The following is a 16,373-nucleotide window of genomic DNA, read 5'->3' on the forward strand; positions in this document are numbered from 1 at the left end:
CTTAGTAGACCGTCGTCGGGGTGTCTTCGACCGCCAGGTCGCGCGCATCGGGCGCTCCGGGCTCGGGGAGGGGCTCCGGGCCCTTCTTGGTGGTCTTCAGGATGAGGCCGAACTCGACCACCGCCAGCGCCGCGTAGATGAGGGTGAACGCGGTCAGCGAGATGAGCACGGTCCATCCGGGCACCGAGGGTGAGACGCCGTCCTCGGTGAGCATGAGGCTGAACACGATCCAGGGCTGGCGGCCCATCTCGGTGAAGACCCAGCCCACGAGGATCGCGAGGAGTGAGGCCGGCCAGGCCCAGATCGCGAGGCGCCAGGCCCACGCGGGAACCTCGCGCTTGGCCTTCTTGCGGGTGAGCCAGAGGCCCACGACCGCGACGAGCGCCGCGACGCCGCCGAGGCCGATCATCCAGCGGAACGCCCAGTACGTGACCCAGAGGATCGGCGCGAAGTTGCCGTCGACCTGGTCGGCGAACTGCGGGAACAGCTCGGTCGTGTAGAGGTTGTTGAGGTCGTTGATGCCCTCGACGCAGCCGTCGATCGAATGCGTCGACAGCAGCGCCAGCAGGTACGGCACGCGGATCGAGAAGAGCTCGCTCGTGCCGTCGGGCGTGCCGAGCGTGAAGATCGAGAACGAGGCGTCCGCCCCGCAGGCGCTGTCGAACATCGCCTCGGCGGCCGCCATCTTCATCGGCTGCGTCGCCACCATCACGAGGCTGAGCTGGTCGCCCGAGATCGCGACGCCGGCGAAGGCGGCGATCAGGCCCCAGAGGCCGAACTTGAGCGACGAGCGCATCATCTCGACGTTCTGCTTGCGCAGCAGGTGCCAGGCCGAGATCGAGACGATCACGCCCGCGGTCATCATGAACGCCGCGAAGAGGGTGTGGGGCAATGCAGCGAGCGCCACCGGGTTCGTCAGCACGGCCCAGAAGTCCGTCATCTCGGCGCGCGAGCCGTCCTCGGCCATCTTGAAGCCGACCGGGTTCTGCATGAAGGCGTTCGCGGCGAGGATGAAGTACGCCGAGAACCATGCGCCGATCGTCGCGATCCAGATGCTCGCCAGGTGCAGGGCCTTGGGCAGCTTGTCCCAGCCGAAGATCCACAGCCCGATGAAGGTCGCTTCGAAGAAGAAGGCCATGAGTCCTTCGAAGGCGAGCGGGGCGCCGAACACGTCGCCGACGAACCGCGAGTAGGACGACCAGTTCATGCCGAACTGGAACTCCTGCACGATGCCCGTGACGACGCCCATGGCGAAGTTGATCAGGAAGATCTTCCCGAAGAACCTCGTCAGGTGCAGCCACTTCACGTTGCCGGTGCGGAACCAGGCGGTCTGGAAGATCGCGACCGTCAGCGCCATGCCGAGCGTGAGGGGGACGAAGAGGAAGTGGTACAGCGTCGTGAGGCCGAACTGCCAGCGCGCCAGCAGCAGAGGGTCCAGCAGATCCACGATGCGATTCTCCGATCGTTCCGGACTGGGTCTGATCACCGTAGCATGTGGTCAGACCACACGGGCGACGAATCCCCAGGGGCGCCCGGTCGTCCCAGATTCCCAGGAATCCGGGACGGAGGCGAGCGTCCCCGCCGTGAATAATGAGGTTGCAGCGGCGCCCGTCGTCCGCGGCGCGACTACCCTCGGAGACATGGCGAGCCGGGCACAGCGATCGGAGCCGGACGCGTGAGTGCGATCCCGGTGACGATCGGGCGACGGATGCCTCTTCCCGCGGCATCCGCGGACCTCGGCGCGTTCGAGGGAACGGCGCCGGTGGCTGCGATCGGTGCACCACTGGTCGACACGCACGGGCGTGTGCATCGCGACCTGCGGATCTCGCTGACGGATCGCTGTTCGCTGCGGTGCACGTACTGCATGCCCGAGCAGGGCAACGAGTGGCTCGCGAAGACGAGCATCCTGACGTTGGACGAGATCGTGCGCATCGCGCGGGTGGCCGCGGCCGACGGCATCACGACGTTCCGGCTCACCGGCGGCGAACCGCTGCTGCGCACCGACATCGTCGACGTGGTCCGCCGGCTGTCGGCGATCACGGGACCGGACGGCAGGCCCGTCGAGATCGCGATGACCACGAACGGCATCCGGCTGCCCGAGCTGCTGCCGGGACTGGTGGAGGCCGGGCTGACCCGGCTCAACATCTCGATCGACACGCTGCGCCGTGATCGGTTCCACGCCCTGACCCGCCGGGACCGGCTGGACGATGTGCTGGACGGGATCGCGGCGGCCGGAGCATCCGGTCTGCGGCCTCTCAAGCTGAACGCGGTGGCGATGCGCGACGTCAACGACGACGAGCTCGTCGACCTCGTCGAGTTCGCGATCGCGCATGATGCGCAGATGCGGTTCATCGAGCAGATGCCGTTGGACGCCGGCCACACGTGGGATCGGTCGCGCATGGTGACGCAGGACGAGATCCTCGCCGCGCTGTCCGCGCGGTGGACACTGACGCCGGTGCCGGGTCGGGGTGGGGCGCCCGCGGCGCGGTGGACGCTTGACGGCGGTCCGCATTCGGTAGGGGTGATCGCGTCGGTGACGGCCCCGTTCTGCGGCGACTGCGACCGACTGCGGCTGACCGCGGACGGGCAGCTGCGCAACTGCCTGTTCTCGACAACGGAGTACGACCTGCTGCCGCTCCTCCGCGCGGGCGGTGATGACGGCGAGGTCGATGGGATGCTGCGCTCCTGCGTGCACGGCAAGCTGCCGGGGCATGCGATCAACGACCCGTCGTTCCTGCAGCCTGCGCGGGGCATGAACGCGATCGGCGGCTGAGATGGGCCGCATCACCACGCGCACCCCCGTCACCCGCATCGTGCTGAACGACGGAGACGTCGCGGTGCGCCGCCGCGCCGACACGCTCGTCGTGGAGGAGCCGCTCGAGATCCGCATCGCCGGTGAGCCGCTCACCGTCACGATGCGCACGCCCGGAAACGACCTCGACCTCGCCGCCGGATTCCTGGTCTCGGAGGGCGTGATCTCGGCTGCTGCAGACCTGCGTTCGGCGATCCACTGCGGCGGGCCGGGCACCGCGGCTGTGCCGTCCACCCCTCTGCTCACGATCGGCGTCGGTCCCACGCAGCCGACGACCTCGAGCGAGAACACGTACAACGTCCTCGACGTCGCGCTCGCGCCCGAGCTCGCACCGCTCGTCACCGACATCGCCCGCAACTTCTACACGACGAGTTCGTGCGGCGTGTGCGGCACGGCATCCATCGAGGCCATCGAGAAGCAGTCGCGCTACGACGTCGGGACGGATGCCGCAGCCGTCGACGCGACCATGCTCGCCGGTCTTCCCGACGCTCTGCGCGCCGGACAGACGGTGTTCGACAAGACCGGAGGTCTGCACGCCGCCGCGCTGTTCGACGCCGCGTCCGGTGAGCTGCTCGTGCTGCGCGAGGACGTGGGCCGGCACAACGCCGTCGACAAGGTGATCGGGTGGGCGCTGCTCGAAGACCGCCTGCCGCTGAGCGCAACGGTGCTGCAGGTGTCGGGTCGGGCGAGCTTCGAGCTCGTGCAGAAGGCCGTGATGGCCGGCATCCCGATCCTGTCCGCCGTGTCGGCACCGTCGTCACTGGCCGTCGAGCTGGCCGCGGCCTCGGGGCTCACGCTCGTCGGGTTCGTGCGCGGGTCGTCGATGAACGTCTACGCGCGGCCCGACCGGGTGCGGGTCACTGCCGCGGTGCGCTGACCGCGCCGGGCATCAGCCGCGCGAAGCGGCGAGCTGCACGACGCACTGCGTCGGGTCGCACGACGGTGCGATGCCCTCGACGCGCAGCGGGCCGCCGGCCTGGGCGAGCACGCTGTCCATGAGTCCGATGTGCACGCTGCACAGCACGCCGCGGTGCTCGGCGGCCGGCACGTGCGGGCAGGGCGTGAGATCGACCGTGAGGTCGCGCTGGTCGACGAGAGGGTCGAAGCCGGCATCGCCGAGGTCCTCCACCAGCGCGTCGAGCTGGTGCAGCGCGTCTGCGCCGAGTTCGGCATCCGTGTCGGATCCGTACACGCGACGCAGCAGATCCCCGCGACGAGCCGCTTCCTCCGCCCGGCGGACGGCGACAGGGCTCGATGCCTCGTCAGAGCCGGTGGCCGCTGAGTACAGCACGCGCGGGCGTCCGCGCGTGGTGCGGTGCTCGGTCTCGGCGATCACGTACCCGGCGTCGATGAGGCGCTGCACGTGCTCGCGCACGGTGTTGGCGTGCAGACCGGTTGCCTCGACCAGCTCGGAGATCGCCCGCTGCGGGCGCTCCTGCAGCAGGTGCATGATCTCGACGCGGGAGTAGCTCGAGATCATGCTGTACCCGGTCGTCATGGACCCATTATCGCGGGGCGCCACCACGACCGGGTGCCCGCAGGCTCACCCGTGTCGGATCAGAACAGCTGGCCGAGGATGAGGATCGCGATGAAGAACACCGCGACGATGCCGACGATGATCGCGAGCGTGCGGCCGGAGAGCTTCGCGACGCCCCAGCCGACCAGCACGGGGATGGCGAAGAGGAACAGCGCGACGATCCACCAGAACGCGGAGTAGGCGCCGCTGGTCGCGTCCTCGAGGCGTCCGCCGAACAGCGACTGCGTCGCCGGGTGCGTCGCGAAGCGGACCGCGATCGAGATGGGAACCGCCACGAACACGAAGACGACGAGTCCGATGAGCCAGCCCCAGAGGGTGGAGCTTCCGCCGCCCGAGAGGACGCCGCCGTGGAGCTCGGGTTCGGGCTTCTGCTGCTGCTTGCCTGATGCCATGGGCATGACTCTAGTGGCGCGCGGTGGCGGGGCATCGCATGATTCGCATGATGATGTCGCCCGGACATGGCGCTGTCCGCCGGCGGGGAGGGGCGGACAGCGTCGGGGCGCCGGGGAGAACCGCCATGGGGGGAGCGATCTCCGCGCTCACCATCCACGATCGCCGTCCGTCAGGGGGTGAAGCGTCGGGGCGCGCGGTCGCGGGGTCTGAGAGAGAAGCTACGCCCGCCGCCGGTGTTCGCAAGGGGGATTGCCTGTGCGTCCCCTGAGTGCTACTCGGCCGCGCCGATCGCGGGTGTTCGCGCGCTCGTGGTGGGATGGGACCGACATGAGCGAGCCGCCTCCTCCCCTCGATTCCGCCACCGCGATCGCCGCTGCCGTGCGGCAGGGGGAGGTGACCGCGCAGGAGGTCGTGGAGGAGCATCTGGCCCGCATCACGAGGGTCGATCCCGCACTCAACGCGCTCACCGTGGTCTTCGCCGACCGTGCGCGGACCGCGGCCGCTGAAGTGGATGCCGCGGTCAAGGCGGGTCGCGACCCCGGGCCTCTCGCGGGCGTGCCGATCTCGGTGAAGGAGAACATCGACCTCACCTGGTCGGCGACGACGAACGGCTGGCGAGGACTGACCGACGCCGTGCCGGCGCGAGACGCCACCGTCGTGAGGCGGTTGCGGGGTGCCGGGGCGGTGCCCGTCGCGCGGGGCAACATGCCCGACTTCGGGATGCGGTGGGACACGGACAACGACGTGTTCGGTCGCACCCTGAACCCGTGGAACCGCGCTCGCAGTGCCGGCGGGTCCAGCGGAGGAGACGCCGTCGCCGTGGCGACCGGGATGAGCGCCATCGGCCTCGGCAACGACTTCGGCGGCTCGCTCCGCCTCCCCGCCTACGCGGCAGGCGTGGTCGGACTCCGCCCGTCGCAAGGGCGTGTGCCGCGCGCGGCGGTGCGTGAGCAGCCGGTGGCGCTCACGCTCCAGCAGTTCTCCGTGAACGGGCCCCTGGCGCGTCGCGTCGACGACGTCGCGCTCGCACTCGGGGTCCTGCAGGGAGGGGATGCCGACGACCCGGTGTCGCTCGCCGCGCCCGCGGTGCACCCCGACGCGGTGCCGCGCCGCGTCGGCGTGGTGCGCGATCCGGCGGGCCACGAGGTGGACCCGGAGGTGGCGGCCGGAATCGACCGGGCCGCGGCATCCCTCGCGCGTGGAGGCTGGGAGGTCGTCGACGTCGGCGTCCCTCTGCTCGAGGAGGCGGCCGTGCTGTGGCGGCGGCTGTCGTGCACCGACATGCTCATCTCGCTCGACCCCGCGGCCCTCGGTCTGCCGCTCGGGCGTTCCGCCACGGCATTCCTGCGCGACAGCACGGCGGCGGCGCGCCCGTACGAGTCGGCGCGCGAGTACGCGCAGGCGTGGGCACGGCGAGCCGCGATCGCGGCGGAGTGGCGACGGCTGCAGGTCGACGTGCCCGTGATCTTGGGACCCGTGTCGACCTCGCGGATGCGCGAACCCGACTACGACCTGGGTGGTCAGGAGGCCGCGGACCGCGCGTGGCGCGATCTGTGGCTGACGGTGGTCGTCAACTTCCTCGGACTGCCCGCGCTGGCCTTGCCCACGGGTCTCGGCGCCGACGGCATGCCCACCGGCGTGCAGCTCGTCGGCCCCGCGTTCGGCGAGGAGGTGCTGTTCGAGGCGGGGCGTGCGGTCGAGGCCGGAGTGCCGGCGCTTCCTCCGATTCCTTCGCCGGTCTGACGCGACCTCTGGCGCCCGCAGGCGCCCCTGCGCCAGGCTGAGGCAGGCCCGCCGGGGTGCGGGCCGGTATCAGCGGCATCCGTCCGTCCTCCTCCGAGACGGAGCCGAACGGAGGACCCATGTCTCGCACGCAGGCGTCGCCGGTCACGCTGCCCGATCTGCGGGGGCGCACCGCACTGGTCACGGGCGCGAGCGACGGCGTCGGCGTCGAGATCGCGCGCGGCCTTGCAGCGGCGGGCGCCGATCTCGTGCTGCCGGTGCGCAATCGCGTCAAGGGAGAGCGGGCTGTCGAACGCATCCGGGAGAGCGCGCCCGACGCGCGCGCCGAGCTGGTCGACCTCGACCTCGCGCGGCTGGACTCGGTGCGCGCGCTCGCCGCCGCGGTCCTGGCCGAGCGGACGCCCCTCGATCTGGTCGTGCTCAACGCCGGCATCGTGCTGCTCGGCGACCGTGTGCGCCATATGAGCGCCGATGGTTTCGAACTGCACTTCCAGACGAACTTCCTGGGGCACTTCGCGCTCACGACGGCGCTGCTGCCGCTGCTGCAGCAGCGGGGAGCGCGCGTCGTCGTGCAGCTGAGTCTGGCCGCCGGCGTGTCGCGCCTCGCCTGGGACGATCTGCAATGCGAGCGACGCTACTCCCCGCTGCGCGCCTACGGCGCGTCGAAGGTGGCGCTGGGACTGTTCGGCTGCGAACTCGCCCGACGCGCGGCGGCGGGAGACGGGGGCGTGACGGTGCACCTCAGTCATCCCGGCGTGGTTCCCGACACCGGGATCGCGCCGGCCATGCGCGCCCGCGATCGCGGCGGTCTCGGACGCCGACTCGCCGACGGCCTCGGCAATACGCCCGCGCAGGCCGCGCAGCCGGCGCTGCTGGCCGCGGTGACGAATGCGCCGGCCCCAGGCTTCTTCGGCCCTACGGGAGCGCTGCACTTCGGTGGGGCGGCCGGCCCCGTGCGCCCGTATCGACGGCTCGCCGACCCTGTCGACGGTGCGCGGATGTGGGCGGTGGCCGAACAGCTGCTGCAGGACCGCAGCGACGCCGTGCGCGCCTGACCCGGAGCGTCGCCTACGGTCCGGGCGTCTCGGGCGTCTGCGGGAACGGCGGTTCCTCCGGGTGGGGCGCCAGCGGCTCATCGGGCCAGGGCGCCAGCGGCTCATCCGGCGGCAAGGGGATGCTGGGGCCGGGACCCGGGTCAGGGCTGCCCGGTCCGGGAGAGCCCGGTCCGGGAGGCATCTCACCCGGAGGGGTCTGGCCCGGCAGCGGCTCGGGGGTGGTGGGGTCGGTCATGAGGTCTCCTGGGAGGAACGAGGGCCGCGCATCGTGCCCTGCATCGACCCCAGCCTGCGGCGCGGACGACGACGCGGCGAGGCCCTTGACCGCGAGGCGATGCGGGTCTACGGATCAGCGGCCGGGATCGAACCGCGCGTGCGCCAGCCGGTGCAGCATGAGCGCGACGTCGAGGCGTGTGCGCCCGCGCGCTGTCGACGGGTCGTACCCGAGCCGCGTCGGAAGCTCGTGCAGCCGTGCGCCCATCGTGGAATGGTGCACGCCGGCGTCGGCGGCCAGCGAGCGCTGAGAAGCGCCGTTCGCCAGGGCGCGCAGCATCCGTTCGCTCCACGCGGTCGCGAGCAGCGCGTCGATCCCGAGCACGTCGGGATGCGGCGATGCGCGCAGGTCCTCGGTCTCGGCGAGCTGCAGCAGCGGGCCGAGGTCGGCGGCGCGCACGACGGGCTCGTCGTCGTCGGCGAGGCGCAGCGCGACGAGGGCGGAGCGCCACGACTCGCGCAGGTCGGACAGCCCGGAGGCTGCCGTCCCGATGCCCGCTCGGGGTGCGGGCGCGCGATCGTCGGGCGAGAGAGCGGCGCGCGCGAGGCCGAATCGCGTCGCGACCACCGCGTGGGCGAGAGGACGGTCGAGGCGCACCGTCGGCGGCACGGCGACCGCGTGGATCGCGGTGTGGGCGCCCAGCGACAGCCGGGCGGCCGCCTGCTCGCGCTCCTGTTCCGAGGCGTCGCCCGCCAGCAGCACCTCGACCGCGCGACGCGTGGGCGCGCTGGTGTCGAGCCGCACCGACTGGATCGACAGCGCGATCGCCAGCCGTTCGAGCACCATGGCGTCGTTCGCGTGAGCGGCCCCGGCGCGCTCGAGCCACACCGTCGAGCCGTCGGCGGAAGGGACAGCCGGCCAGTCGTCGGGACGGCCCGGCGCCAACTCGGCACCATCCACGCCGAAGCGGCGCCCCTCCGCCTGACCGGCGCGCACGTGCCCGATCGGCGCGCCGCTGAGCACGGCGGCTCCGCGCAGCATCCCCTCGGGGCCGACGCGGCCGTCGACCAGCGCATCGAAGTACGCGATGACCTTGAGCGTCTCGCTCGCCTCGGGATCGAGGGCGCTGAGCCTGCCCACGAGTTCCTTCATCGGCATCCCCCTCGACGCTGCTGAGCCCCACCCTACGCGGGCGGGGGTTCAGCAGCGTGGCTCAGGCGTCGAGCATGCGGGTGAGCCAGCGGTTGCGCGTCTCGATCATCGCCATCGAGATCTGGGCCTGCGGGGCGAACCCGTCGAACCCGTGGAAGCCGCCCGGCCACACGTGCAGCTCGGCGATCCCGCCGGCCGCCCAGATGCGCGACGCGTACGCGACGTCCTCGTCCCGGAACACCTCGGCGCTGCCGACGTCGATGAAGGTGGGTGGCAGATCCGAGAGGTCTTCGGCGCGGCCGGGAGCGGCGTAGATCGACACGGCGTCGGTGCCGCGGCGGTCGCCGAGCAGCGCGTTCCATCCGGTGAAATTGCTCGTGCGGTCCCACACGCCGATTCCCTGGATCTGCAGGGCCGACACCGACTCGTTGCGATCGTCGAGCATGGGGTAGATGAGCAGCGAGGCGCGCAGCGGCGGGCCCTGGCGGTCGCGGGCCAGCAGCGTCACTCCGGCCGACAGGCCGCCCCCCGCGCTCGCCCCGCCGACGATCAGCCGCGTCGGGTCGATGCCGAGCTCGTCGGCGTGCTCCGCCGTCCACACCAGGCCCGCGTAGCAGTCCTCCACCGGCACCGGGTCGGGGAATTCCGGCGCGAGGCGGTACTCGACGCTCACCACGACGGCGTCGTGGCTGGCGATATAGGGCAGGAAGGCCTGCACGCCCATGAAGCGGTTGCCGATCACCATGCCGCCGCCGTGGATGTGGTAGATCCCCGGCCCCGTCGTGGTCTGGCCGGGGCGACGGTAGATCGACAGCACGATCTCGCCGCCGTCGTGGCCGGCGATCGTGCGCTCCTCGTGGACGGCGCCGACGGCAGCGACCTGCTCATCGAGCGTCGGGTCGGCGGGCATCTCGCGCATCAGCGGGATCATGTCGGGCGTCAGTGTGGGCTTGATGACCTCGGCGATGAGGTCGAGCGCGGCGTGGAGCTCGGGATCGAAGGGTGGTGCGGTCAGTTCGGGCATGGGGTCTCCGTCGTTCTGGTCCGCCGCGGCGCTGCGGCGTACGTCGATCCTCACTTCATGGTGACGGATGCCGCGACCGCCGTGTGCGGCGGTTTCAGGGCGCTGAACCCGCCAGGTGCGCGGCCGCTCCTGCGCAGGACGCCGCGGGGGCTCCTTAGGCTGGAGGGGTGGCATCCGTTCTCAACATCTCGGCGTACCTCTTCACGCGCATCGACGACACCGGCGAGCTGCGCCCGCTGCTGCGAGAGCGCGCGGTCGCTGCCGGATTGAAGGGCACGATCCTGCTCGCCGAGGAGGGGATCAACCTCTTCCTCGCGGGTGACGCCCAGGGGGTGCGCGGCTTCGTCGCTGAGCTGCGGGCGGATCCGCGCTTCGCCGCGCTCACGACGAAGGACAGCTGGTCGGACGCGCAGCCGTTCGGCAAGATGCTCGTCAAGGTCAAGCGCGAGATCATCCGCATGGACCACCCCACCATTCGCCCCGAGGGCGATCGCGCGCCCGCCGTCGCTCCCGCCACGCTGCGCCGTTGGCTCGACAGCGGTCACGACGATGACGGCCGCGAGGTCGTGCTGCTCGACACCCGCAACGCCTTCGAGGTCGACTACGGCGCCTTCGACGGCGCTCTCGACTGGCGCATCGAGAGGTTCACGCAGTTCCCGGATGCCGCGGCCGCCGCAGCGCCCGACCTCGCAGGCAAGACCGTCGTGAGCTACTGCACCGGTGGCATCCGATGTGAGAAGGCCGCGATCTACCTGCGCGAGGCGGGCGTCGAGGCCTACCAGCTGGACGGTGGCATCCTCGGCTACTTCGAGCACGTGGGCGGCGACCACTGGAGCGGCGACTGCTTCGTCTTCGACGAGCGGGAGGCCCTGACGCCGGGGCTGGCGCCGCGAAGGGGAGCCGTCGCGTGACCGCGCAGGAACCGGTGGCCGCTGCTCGTCCCGTCAGTCGCGCCGCGGTCCTGGTCGCGCTCGGGGTCGACGTCGTGCTGGTGATCGCGTTCGCCGCCATCGGTCGCGCGAGCCATGACTCCGACGTCTGGACCGGCCTCGGGCAGACCGCCTGGCCGTTCCTCGCCGGCCTGGGCGTCGGCTGGCTCGTCACGCGAGCGTGGCGTGCACCGGCGGCGCCGGTGCGCACCGGCTTGGGCGTCTGGGGGATCACCGTCGCCGGTGGGATGCTGCTGCGCTGGGTGTCGGGTCAGGGCACAGCGCTCGCGTTCATCATCGTGGCGGCGCTCACGCTGCTGGTTGCGCTCGTGGGCTGGCGGGTCATCGTCGCGATCGTGCGTCGCGTGCGCCGGCGCTGATCGGAGCGGTCTCAGGCGGTCTTGCGGAGGCCGGTCTCGATCACGATCCGGTTGCCCTCGATCACGCCGGGGCCGTCGCCGGGGAGAGGGGCGGGTGCCGGCGTGATCTGCTCCGCCTCCCACACCGCGCGGGCGTTCTCCGCCGTCGGGTAGAAGAACTCTTCGACCCCGAGCAGTCCGCCCGACGAGTGCGACGGCGTCTCACCGCGCCGGCGACGGCGGTGCGTGTCGAACGCGAACCACAGGAAGTACACCGGCAGCGCGATGACCGCGGAGACGAATCCCCACACCATCGCGTCGCCCACGGTCATGACGACAGCGTACGTCGCGTCAGCGGTGAGCGGAGGCCTGGAGGGTCACGTCGGGAGGGAACTCGGCGAACCACGCCTCGAACGGCACCGGGGTGCCGTCGCCGGGCACCTCGTCGACATACGCGGTGGCAGCGCGCACGATGCGGCCGTCGGTCGCCCGCGCGACCACGGTGACGGCGACGTAGCGCTGGTCGTCTGCGAACCGCCCGCTCACGGTGCCGGTCGCGGCGCCCGGCGGTGTTCGTGTCGATGTGCCGCCGGGATCGGGCGCGCCGGTGAGCCCGTCGACGCTGAACGAGCCCGTCTCGTCCCCCGGCGAGAGCGTCGCTTCCGGGGCCTCGGGCACGGTCACCTCGATGGCGTCGATCAGCGCTTCGCCCTCGATGGTGAAGTAGCCGACGACCGCGGTCTGACCCGACAGGAGGGTTGCGACGGCGGTCGAGGAGCCGATGACGGTGCCGTCCTCGGCGTACGCCTGTGCGTCGAGGAAGGCGTCGAACACATAGTCGGCATTCGGGTTGTCGACCACGACGACGTACCACCAGATGTCGCCGAAGTCGTGCCCGAACGCGGTCTCCGTCACCGTCGGCCGCTGGGGCGTCGGGAACTGCGCGCCGGGGTCGGGCTGGCCATCCGTGCCCGGCGCGGCGACGCCGGGGATGGCGTAATCGTCGTAGTAGCCGTCGCCTGGGTTCGAAACGACGTCATCGCCGGAGGAGGTGCCGAACGGTCCGAGCCACGCGACCGCGATCACGATGGACACCAGGCCGCCGAGGACCGAGGTCACCAGCGCGCCGACGCCGAAGCCTTTGCCTCCCTGGTGCCGGCTGAGGAGAGCGACCAGCGACAGTACGAACGCCGCGAGGAGCAGCAGGGGAGCGAGCAAGCCGGAGCTCGACCCGAGCCCTGCACCGGCGAAGAGCAGGAGCACGCCGGCGCCGGCGAGGACCAGCGCGACGATGGCGAGCGCCTTCGGTCGGCTGTCACGGACTCCGGGCACAGGGTACCCGGCTCCACCGGGTGCCGTCGGAGAGCCTGGCGCGGCAGGGTACGCCGAGGTGGTGGGGTAGCCGGGCCCGACGGGGTGCCCGGATGCCTGGGCCGCGCCGTCCCGCGCGTAGGGCGGGAGCAGGTGCTCGGCTCCGCGCGGATCCGTGCCGGCGAGCGCGTAGCCGTGCGGCGCCGCGTAGCGGCCCGGGGTGCCCGACGCCGTGGGCGGGGGTGCGGCGTCGCCGGGTTCCGGCGCCGCGTACGCCGGGACCGCGTACTGCGGGGCGTCGAGGTCGGGTGTGCGATAGCGCCGCGGGGTGGGTGCGCCGTCCGGAGTCGACGCGTCGGCGGGCGCGCCCGGAGTCGCCGTGTCGGCGTCGCCCGGAGGCAGGGGATCGGGCATGAAGCTCCTGTTCGCGGTCTCCTGGGTGCCCAACCTAGCGAAGGTGCGTGCCCGTGGTCGGGCGCCTGAGCGCGCCGGCACGACGACAGCGCCCCCTGCGCAGCCCTGGACGGGCGACGCCGGAGGCGCTGTCGGTGGCTTCGCGGTGTCAGCTCAGGCCGTTGTCGGCGAGCCAATCCTTGGCGATGTCTTCGGACGAGCGCTGGTCGACCGTCGATTCGACATTCAACGCGACGAGGCCCTCGGGCGTCAGCGCGGCGCTCACCGCGTTGATCACGTCGGCGATCTCGTCGGCGATATCGGCGTTCACGACGGGCACGACGTTGGACGCCAGGAAGAGGCCCTTCGGGTCTTCGAGCGTCACCAGCTCGTCGGTCTTGATGCGGGGGTCGGCGCTGTAGACGTTCGCGACTTGAATGTTGCCGGCGACCAGCTCGTCGACGGTGGTGTCGGCGGTGGCGCTGAAGGTGACGTCCACGTCGTACAGATCCTTGAGACCCTTGGGGCCGTAGGGACGCTCCTCGAGCTCGGGCGCACCGCCGAGCACCAGGCCGTCGATGCCGGCGAGGTCGGCGATCGAGGTGATTCCGTTCTCCTCGGCGAAGGCGGCCGTGACGTTGTACGAGTCCTGATCGGTGGCAGGCGACTGGTCGAGGACCGTCAGCCCGTCCGGCAGGGCGCCCTCGAGGGCTGCGTAGACGTCATCGGGAGTAGTCGCGGTCGTGTCGGGCTCGAAGTACTGCAGCAGGTTGCCGGTGTACTCGGGGAACAGGTCGATCGAGCCGTCCTCGAGCGAGGGGATGTATACGTCGCGCTGTCCGGTGTTGAAGTTTCGCTCGACGGTGAAGCCGGCGCCCTCGAGCGCCTGCGCGTAGATCTCGGCGATGATCTCGTTCGAGTAGTACGCCTGCGAGCCGATGACGATGGTCGACGAGTCAGCGGTGTCGCCGCTGTCGCTGTCGTCGCCGAGGGGGTCGCTCGAGGCGCAGCCCGCGAGGGCGAGCGCCGCGATCGCGGTTCCGGCCAGGGCGACCGCGAGGCGGGTTCGTGCTGTGGACATTGTCGTACCTCCGGTGTGGTGGGGGATCAGTGGGAGACCTGCAGCGAGCGGACCGTGTCGGTGCGGGCGGCTCGTGACGGCCGACGGCGAGGGCCGTCGGTGTGAGGGACGGCGAAGCGGGCGAGCAGGGCGAAGAGCCCGTCGAGAACGAGGGCGAGGACGACGACGATGATCGAGGCCCCGAGGATCTCGGCGAAGTCGCGCAGCGCGATGCCCTGGAGGATGTAGAACCCGAGGCCGCCCACCCCGATGTACGCCCCGATGGTCACCGTGGCGACCACCTGCAGCGTTGCGGAGCGGAAACCACCGATGAGAAGAGAGAGTCCGAGCGGCACTTCGATCCGGAACAGGATCTGCCGCTGGGTCATTCCCATCGCGCGCCCGGCGTCGATCACCGATCGGTCGATCGCCTCGATGCCGGCATACGCTCCGGCGAGGATCGACGGGATGGCGAGCACCACGAAAGCGGCGACGGCGGCCTCGGTCTTGAGCGAGACCCCGAACAGCAGGTAGAGAAGCACGACGAGCCCGAGCGCGGGCAGCGCGCGGGCGGCCCCCGACAGGAACACCGCTACCTCGCGACCCTTGCCCGTATGACCGATCATCCAGCCGACGGGGACGGCGATCACGGCCGCGATCGCCACCGAGCCGAACGTGTACGCGAGGTGCTGGGCGATCGCGGTCGGCAGTGGCAGGGAGCCCGCCAGCCGCGCGGGGGAGAAGATCCAGGCGAACGCCTCGGCGAGCAGGTTCATGCGGTCACCGCCCGGGGCCGGGCGCGGCGCGGCGCGGCGATGCGCCGGGTCCACGGCATGAGGGCGCGCCCCGCCAGCATGAGCAGGAGGTCGATGACGACCGCGATCACGACGACCGCGACGACCCCGGCGAACACCTCGGCGATGATGCGTCGCTGCGACCCGTTCGTGAACAGGTAGCCCAGGTTCTGAACGCCGATGAGCGCTCCGACGGTCGCCAGCGAGATCGTGGACATCGCCGTCACGCGCAACCCTGCGAGCACCACAGGGCCGGCGAGGGGGAAGTCCACCGTCCAGAAGCGTCGCCAGGCGCCGAAACCGACCGCGACCGCGGCGGACCTCGTGCCGGTGTCGACCGAGGCGAGCCCGTCCGTGACGGATCGGGTCAAGATCGCGACGGCGTAGATAGTGAGCCCCACCACGAGGTTCAGCTCGGATTGGTAGGGGATGCCGAACAGTGTGGTGAGCAGCGCGAAGAGCGCGAACGACGGGATCGTGTACAGCAGGCCGACGACGGTGAGCACGGTGCCCCGCAGCCTCGTGTACCGGAAGGCCAGCCACCCCAGAGGCACCGACAGCACGAAGCCCGCGATGATCGCGATGGCGCTCTGCCGCAGATGATCGAGCGTCAGCGCCCAGATCAGGTCGACGTTGTCGGCGACCCAGCTCACGGCTCGTCCTCCACGAGCACGCCCTGTGTGCGGCCGGCGTCGTCGACGAGCACCGTGCCGCGTGCGGTGCGCTTGGCGGGCAGCGCCCGCGTGCCGCGCTCGACGCCGATGAAGTCGGCGACGAAGTCGCTCGCCGGGTTGTCGATGATCTCGCTGGGGCTGCCGATCTGTGCGATGCGCGCGCCCTTCTCGAGGATCACCACCTGATCGCCGAGCAGGAACGCCTCGTCGATGTCGTGGGTGACGAAGACGATCGTCTTGTCGAGCTCCTTCTGCAGGCGGAGCGTCTCTGTCTGCAGTTCGCGGCGGACGATGGGGTCGACGGCACCGAACGGCTCGTCCATCAGCAGGATGTTCGGGTCGACGGCGAGGGCGCGCGCGACGCCGACGCGCTGCTGCTGACCGCCCGAGAGCTGGCTCGGATACCGCTTGGCCAGACCGCGCTCGAGGCCGACGACATCCATGAGCTCCAGGGCCCGCTCGCGCGCCTTCGCCTTCGGGACGCCGTTCAGCACCGGCACCGTCGCGATGTTGTCGACGACCGAGAAGTGGGGGAGGAGGCCGGCGTTCTGCAGCACGTAGCCGATGCCCCGGCGCAGCGCGACGGGGTCGCGCTCCGAGATCGGCTCGTCGTCGATCGTGATGACGCCGCCGGTGGGGTCGACGAGCCGGTTGATCATGCGCAGCAACGTGGTCTTGCCGCTGCCGGACGAACCGACGAGCACCGTGGTCTTGTGTGCGGGAATGAGCACACTGAAGTCCTCGACGGCGGCCGTGCCATCGGGGTACCGCTTCGAGACCCCACGGAATTCGATCGCCATGCTGCCCTTTCGGCCGGGGTTCCCAGATAACCACAGGCCGCGGACATGGCGGCTCGGACTGGACAGACGCCGTAACCTGCGCCATCCTTCCGTCTGCAGGCGCCGCAGGCAATGGCTTCGCCG

General features: G+C 71.2%; 18 protein-coding genes. 6 read left to right on the forward strand and 12 right to left on the reverse strand.

Translation table 11 applies throughout. The annotated features are described in order from the left end of the window. Position 1 precedes the first annotated feature (1 nt). On the reverse strand, positions 2–1,447 hold the full coding sequence (locus ASF40_RS11690; protein WP_056369209.1) for a cytochrome ubiquinol oxidase subunit I: 1,446 nt from the start codon (positions 1,445–1,447) through the stop codon (positions 2–4). Positions 1,448–1,675: 228 nt separating this feature from the next. Between ASF40_RS11690 and moaA the strand changes: the two genes are divergently transcribed. Together moaA and fdhD are read left to right on the forward strand one after the other, a co-directional pair. Next, positions 1,676–2,773 carry a GTP 3',8-cyclase MoaA gene (gene moaA, locus ASF40_RS11695; protein WP_200919483.1) on the forward strand — a complete coding sequence of 366 codons (1,098 nt, stop codon included), beginning with the start codon at positions 1,676–1,678 and terminating at the stop codon, positions 2,771–2,773. A gap of 1 nt (position 2,774) precedes the next feature. Next, the gene (gene fdhD, locus ASF40_RS11700) at positions 2,775–3,689 is read left to right on the forward strand and encodes a formate dehydrogenase accessory sulfurtransferase FdhD (protein WP_056369213.1); all 915 of its coding nucleotides are present in this window, start codon (positions 2,775–2,777) and stop codon (positions 3,687–3,689) included. Between the two features lie 12 nt (positions 3,690–3,701). Here fdhD and ASF40_RS11705 read toward each other — a convergent pair whose 3' ends face one another. Both ASF40_RS11705 and ASF40_RS11710 read right to left on the reverse strand, forming a co-directional pair. Continuing rightward, a complete protein-coding gene (locus ASF40_RS11705; RefSeq protein ID WP_056369215.1) occupies positions 3,702–4,310 on the reverse strand; it encodes an ArsR family transcriptional regulator in 609 nt (202 codons plus the stop codon). A gap of 59 nt (positions 4,311–4,369) precedes the next feature. Continuing rightward, positions 4,370–4,741, reverse strand: coding sequence for a hypothetical protein (locus tag ASF40_RS11710; RefSeq protein ID WP_235560214.1), 372 nt, complete (start codon positions 4,739–4,741; stop codon positions 4,370–4,372). A gap of 328 nt (positions 4,742–5,069) precedes the next feature. Between ASF40_RS11710 and ASF40_RS11715 the strand changes: the two genes are divergently transcribed. Together ASF40_RS11715 and ASF40_RS11720 are read left to right on the forward strand one after the other, a co-directional pair. Further along, positions 5,070–6,485 (forward strand): amidase, encoded by a 1,416-nt coding sequence (locus tag ASF40_RS11715; RefSeq protein ID WP_056369915.1) that lies wholly within the window; start codon positions 5,070–5,072, stop codon positions 6,483–6,485. Between the two features lie 119 nt (positions 6,486–6,604). Continuing rightward, positions 6,605–7,540, forward strand: a complete 936-nt coding sequence (locus ASF40_RS11720) for an SDR family oxidoreductase (protein ID WP_056369219.1) — start codon at positions 6,605–6,607, stop codon at positions 7,538–7,540. A 13-nt stretch (positions 7,541–7,553) separates the two neighbouring features. Here ASF40_RS11720 and ASF40_RS21120 read toward each other — a convergent pair whose 3' ends face one another. The 3 genes from ASF40_RS21120 to ASF40_RS11730 all read right to left on the reverse strand — a co-directional run bounded on the left by ASF40_RS21120 (position 7,554) and on the right by ASF40_RS11730 (position 9,930). Next, on the reverse strand, positions 7,554–7,775 hold the full coding sequence (locus tag ASF40_RS21120) for a hypothetical protein (RefSeq protein ID WP_157549640.1): 222 nt from the start codon (positions 7,773–7,775) through the stop codon (positions 7,554–7,556). A 114-nt stretch (positions 7,776–7,889) separates the two neighbouring features. Beyond that, positions 7,890–8,906, reverse strand: a complete 1,017-nt coding sequence (locus tag ASF40_RS11725) for a hypothetical protein (protein WP_157549642.1) — start codon at positions 8,904–8,906, stop codon at positions 7,890–7,892. 61 nt (positions 8,907–8,967) lie between these two features. After that, on the reverse strand, positions 8,968–9,930 hold the full coding sequence (locus tag ASF40_RS11730; protein WP_056369222.1) for an alpha/beta hydrolase: 963 nt from the start codon (positions 9,928–9,930) through the stop codon (positions 8,968–8,970). A gap of 167 nt (positions 9,931–10,097) precedes the next feature. On the opposite strand from ASF40_RS11730, the gene ASF40_RS11735 reads away from it, so the two are divergent. Then, the gene (locus ASF40_RS11735; RefSeq protein ID WP_056369223.1) at positions 10,098–10,841 is read left to right on the forward strand and encodes a sulfurtransferase; all 744 of its coding nucleotides are present in this window, start codon (positions 10,098–10,100) and stop codon (positions 10,839–10,841) included. Beyond that, positions 10,838–11,239: a DUF3054 domain-containing protein gene (locus tag ASF40_RS11740; protein WP_235560215.1), complete on the forward strand. Its 402-nt coding sequence runs from the start codon at positions 10,838–10,840 to the stop codon at positions 11,237–11,239. The genes ASF40_RS11735 and ASF40_RS11740 overlap by 4 nt, the downstream gene beginning before the upstream one ends. An 11-nt stretch (positions 11,240–11,250) precedes the next feature. On the opposite strand, the gene ASF40_RS11745 is transcribed toward ASF40_RS11740, so the two are convergent. The 6 genes from ASF40_RS11745 to ASF40_RS11770 form a co-directional block, all read right to left on the reverse strand. Further along, entirely contained in the window at positions 11,251–11,550 is a 300-nt protein-coding gene (locus ASF40_RS11745) for a hypothetical protein (RefSeq protein WP_056369225.1), read from the reverse strand. Positions 11,551–11,569: 19 nt separating this feature from the next. Next, complete coding sequence (locus tag ASF40_RS11750; RefSeq protein ID WP_056369227.1) at positions 11,570–12,943, reverse strand: hypothetical protein; 1,374 nt, start codon at positions 12,941–12,943, stop codon at positions 11,570–11,572. A gap of 148 nt (positions 12,944–13,091) precedes the next feature. Beyond that, positions 13,092–14,003 (reverse strand): ABC transporter substrate-binding protein, encoded by a 912-nt coding sequence (locus ASF40_RS11755; protein ID WP_056369229.1) that lies wholly within the window; start codon positions 14,001–14,003, stop codon positions 13,092–13,094. Positions 14,004–14,029: 26 nt separating this feature from the next. Continuing rightward, a complete protein-coding gene (locus ASF40_RS11760) occupies positions 14,030–14,758 on the reverse strand; it encodes an ABC transporter permease (RefSeq protein ID WP_056369918.1) in 729 nt (242 codons plus the stop codon). Then, positions 14,755–15,429 (reverse strand): ABC transporter permease, encoded by a 675-nt coding sequence (locus ASF40_RS11765; RefSeq protein WP_056369231.1) that lies wholly within the window; start codon positions 15,427–15,429, stop codon positions 14,755–14,757. Before ASF40_RS11765 ends, ASF40_RS11760 begins: the two co-directional genes overlap by 4 nt. Continuing rightward, positions 15,426–16,250: an ABC transporter ATP-binding protein gene (locus ASF40_RS11770; RefSeq protein ID WP_056369232.1), complete on the reverse strand. Its 825-nt coding sequence runs from the start codon at positions 16,248–16,250 to the stop codon at positions 15,426–15,428. Before ASF40_RS11770 ends, ASF40_RS11765 begins: the two co-directional genes overlap by 4 nt. Positions 16,251–16,373 lie beyond the last annotated feature (123 nt).

The organism is Microbacterium sp. Leaf288 (assembly GCF_001422925.1).
In the GTDB taxonomy this organism is placed as follows: domain Bacteria; phylum Actinomycetota; class Actinomycetes; order Actinomycetales; family Microbacteriaceae; genus Microbacterium.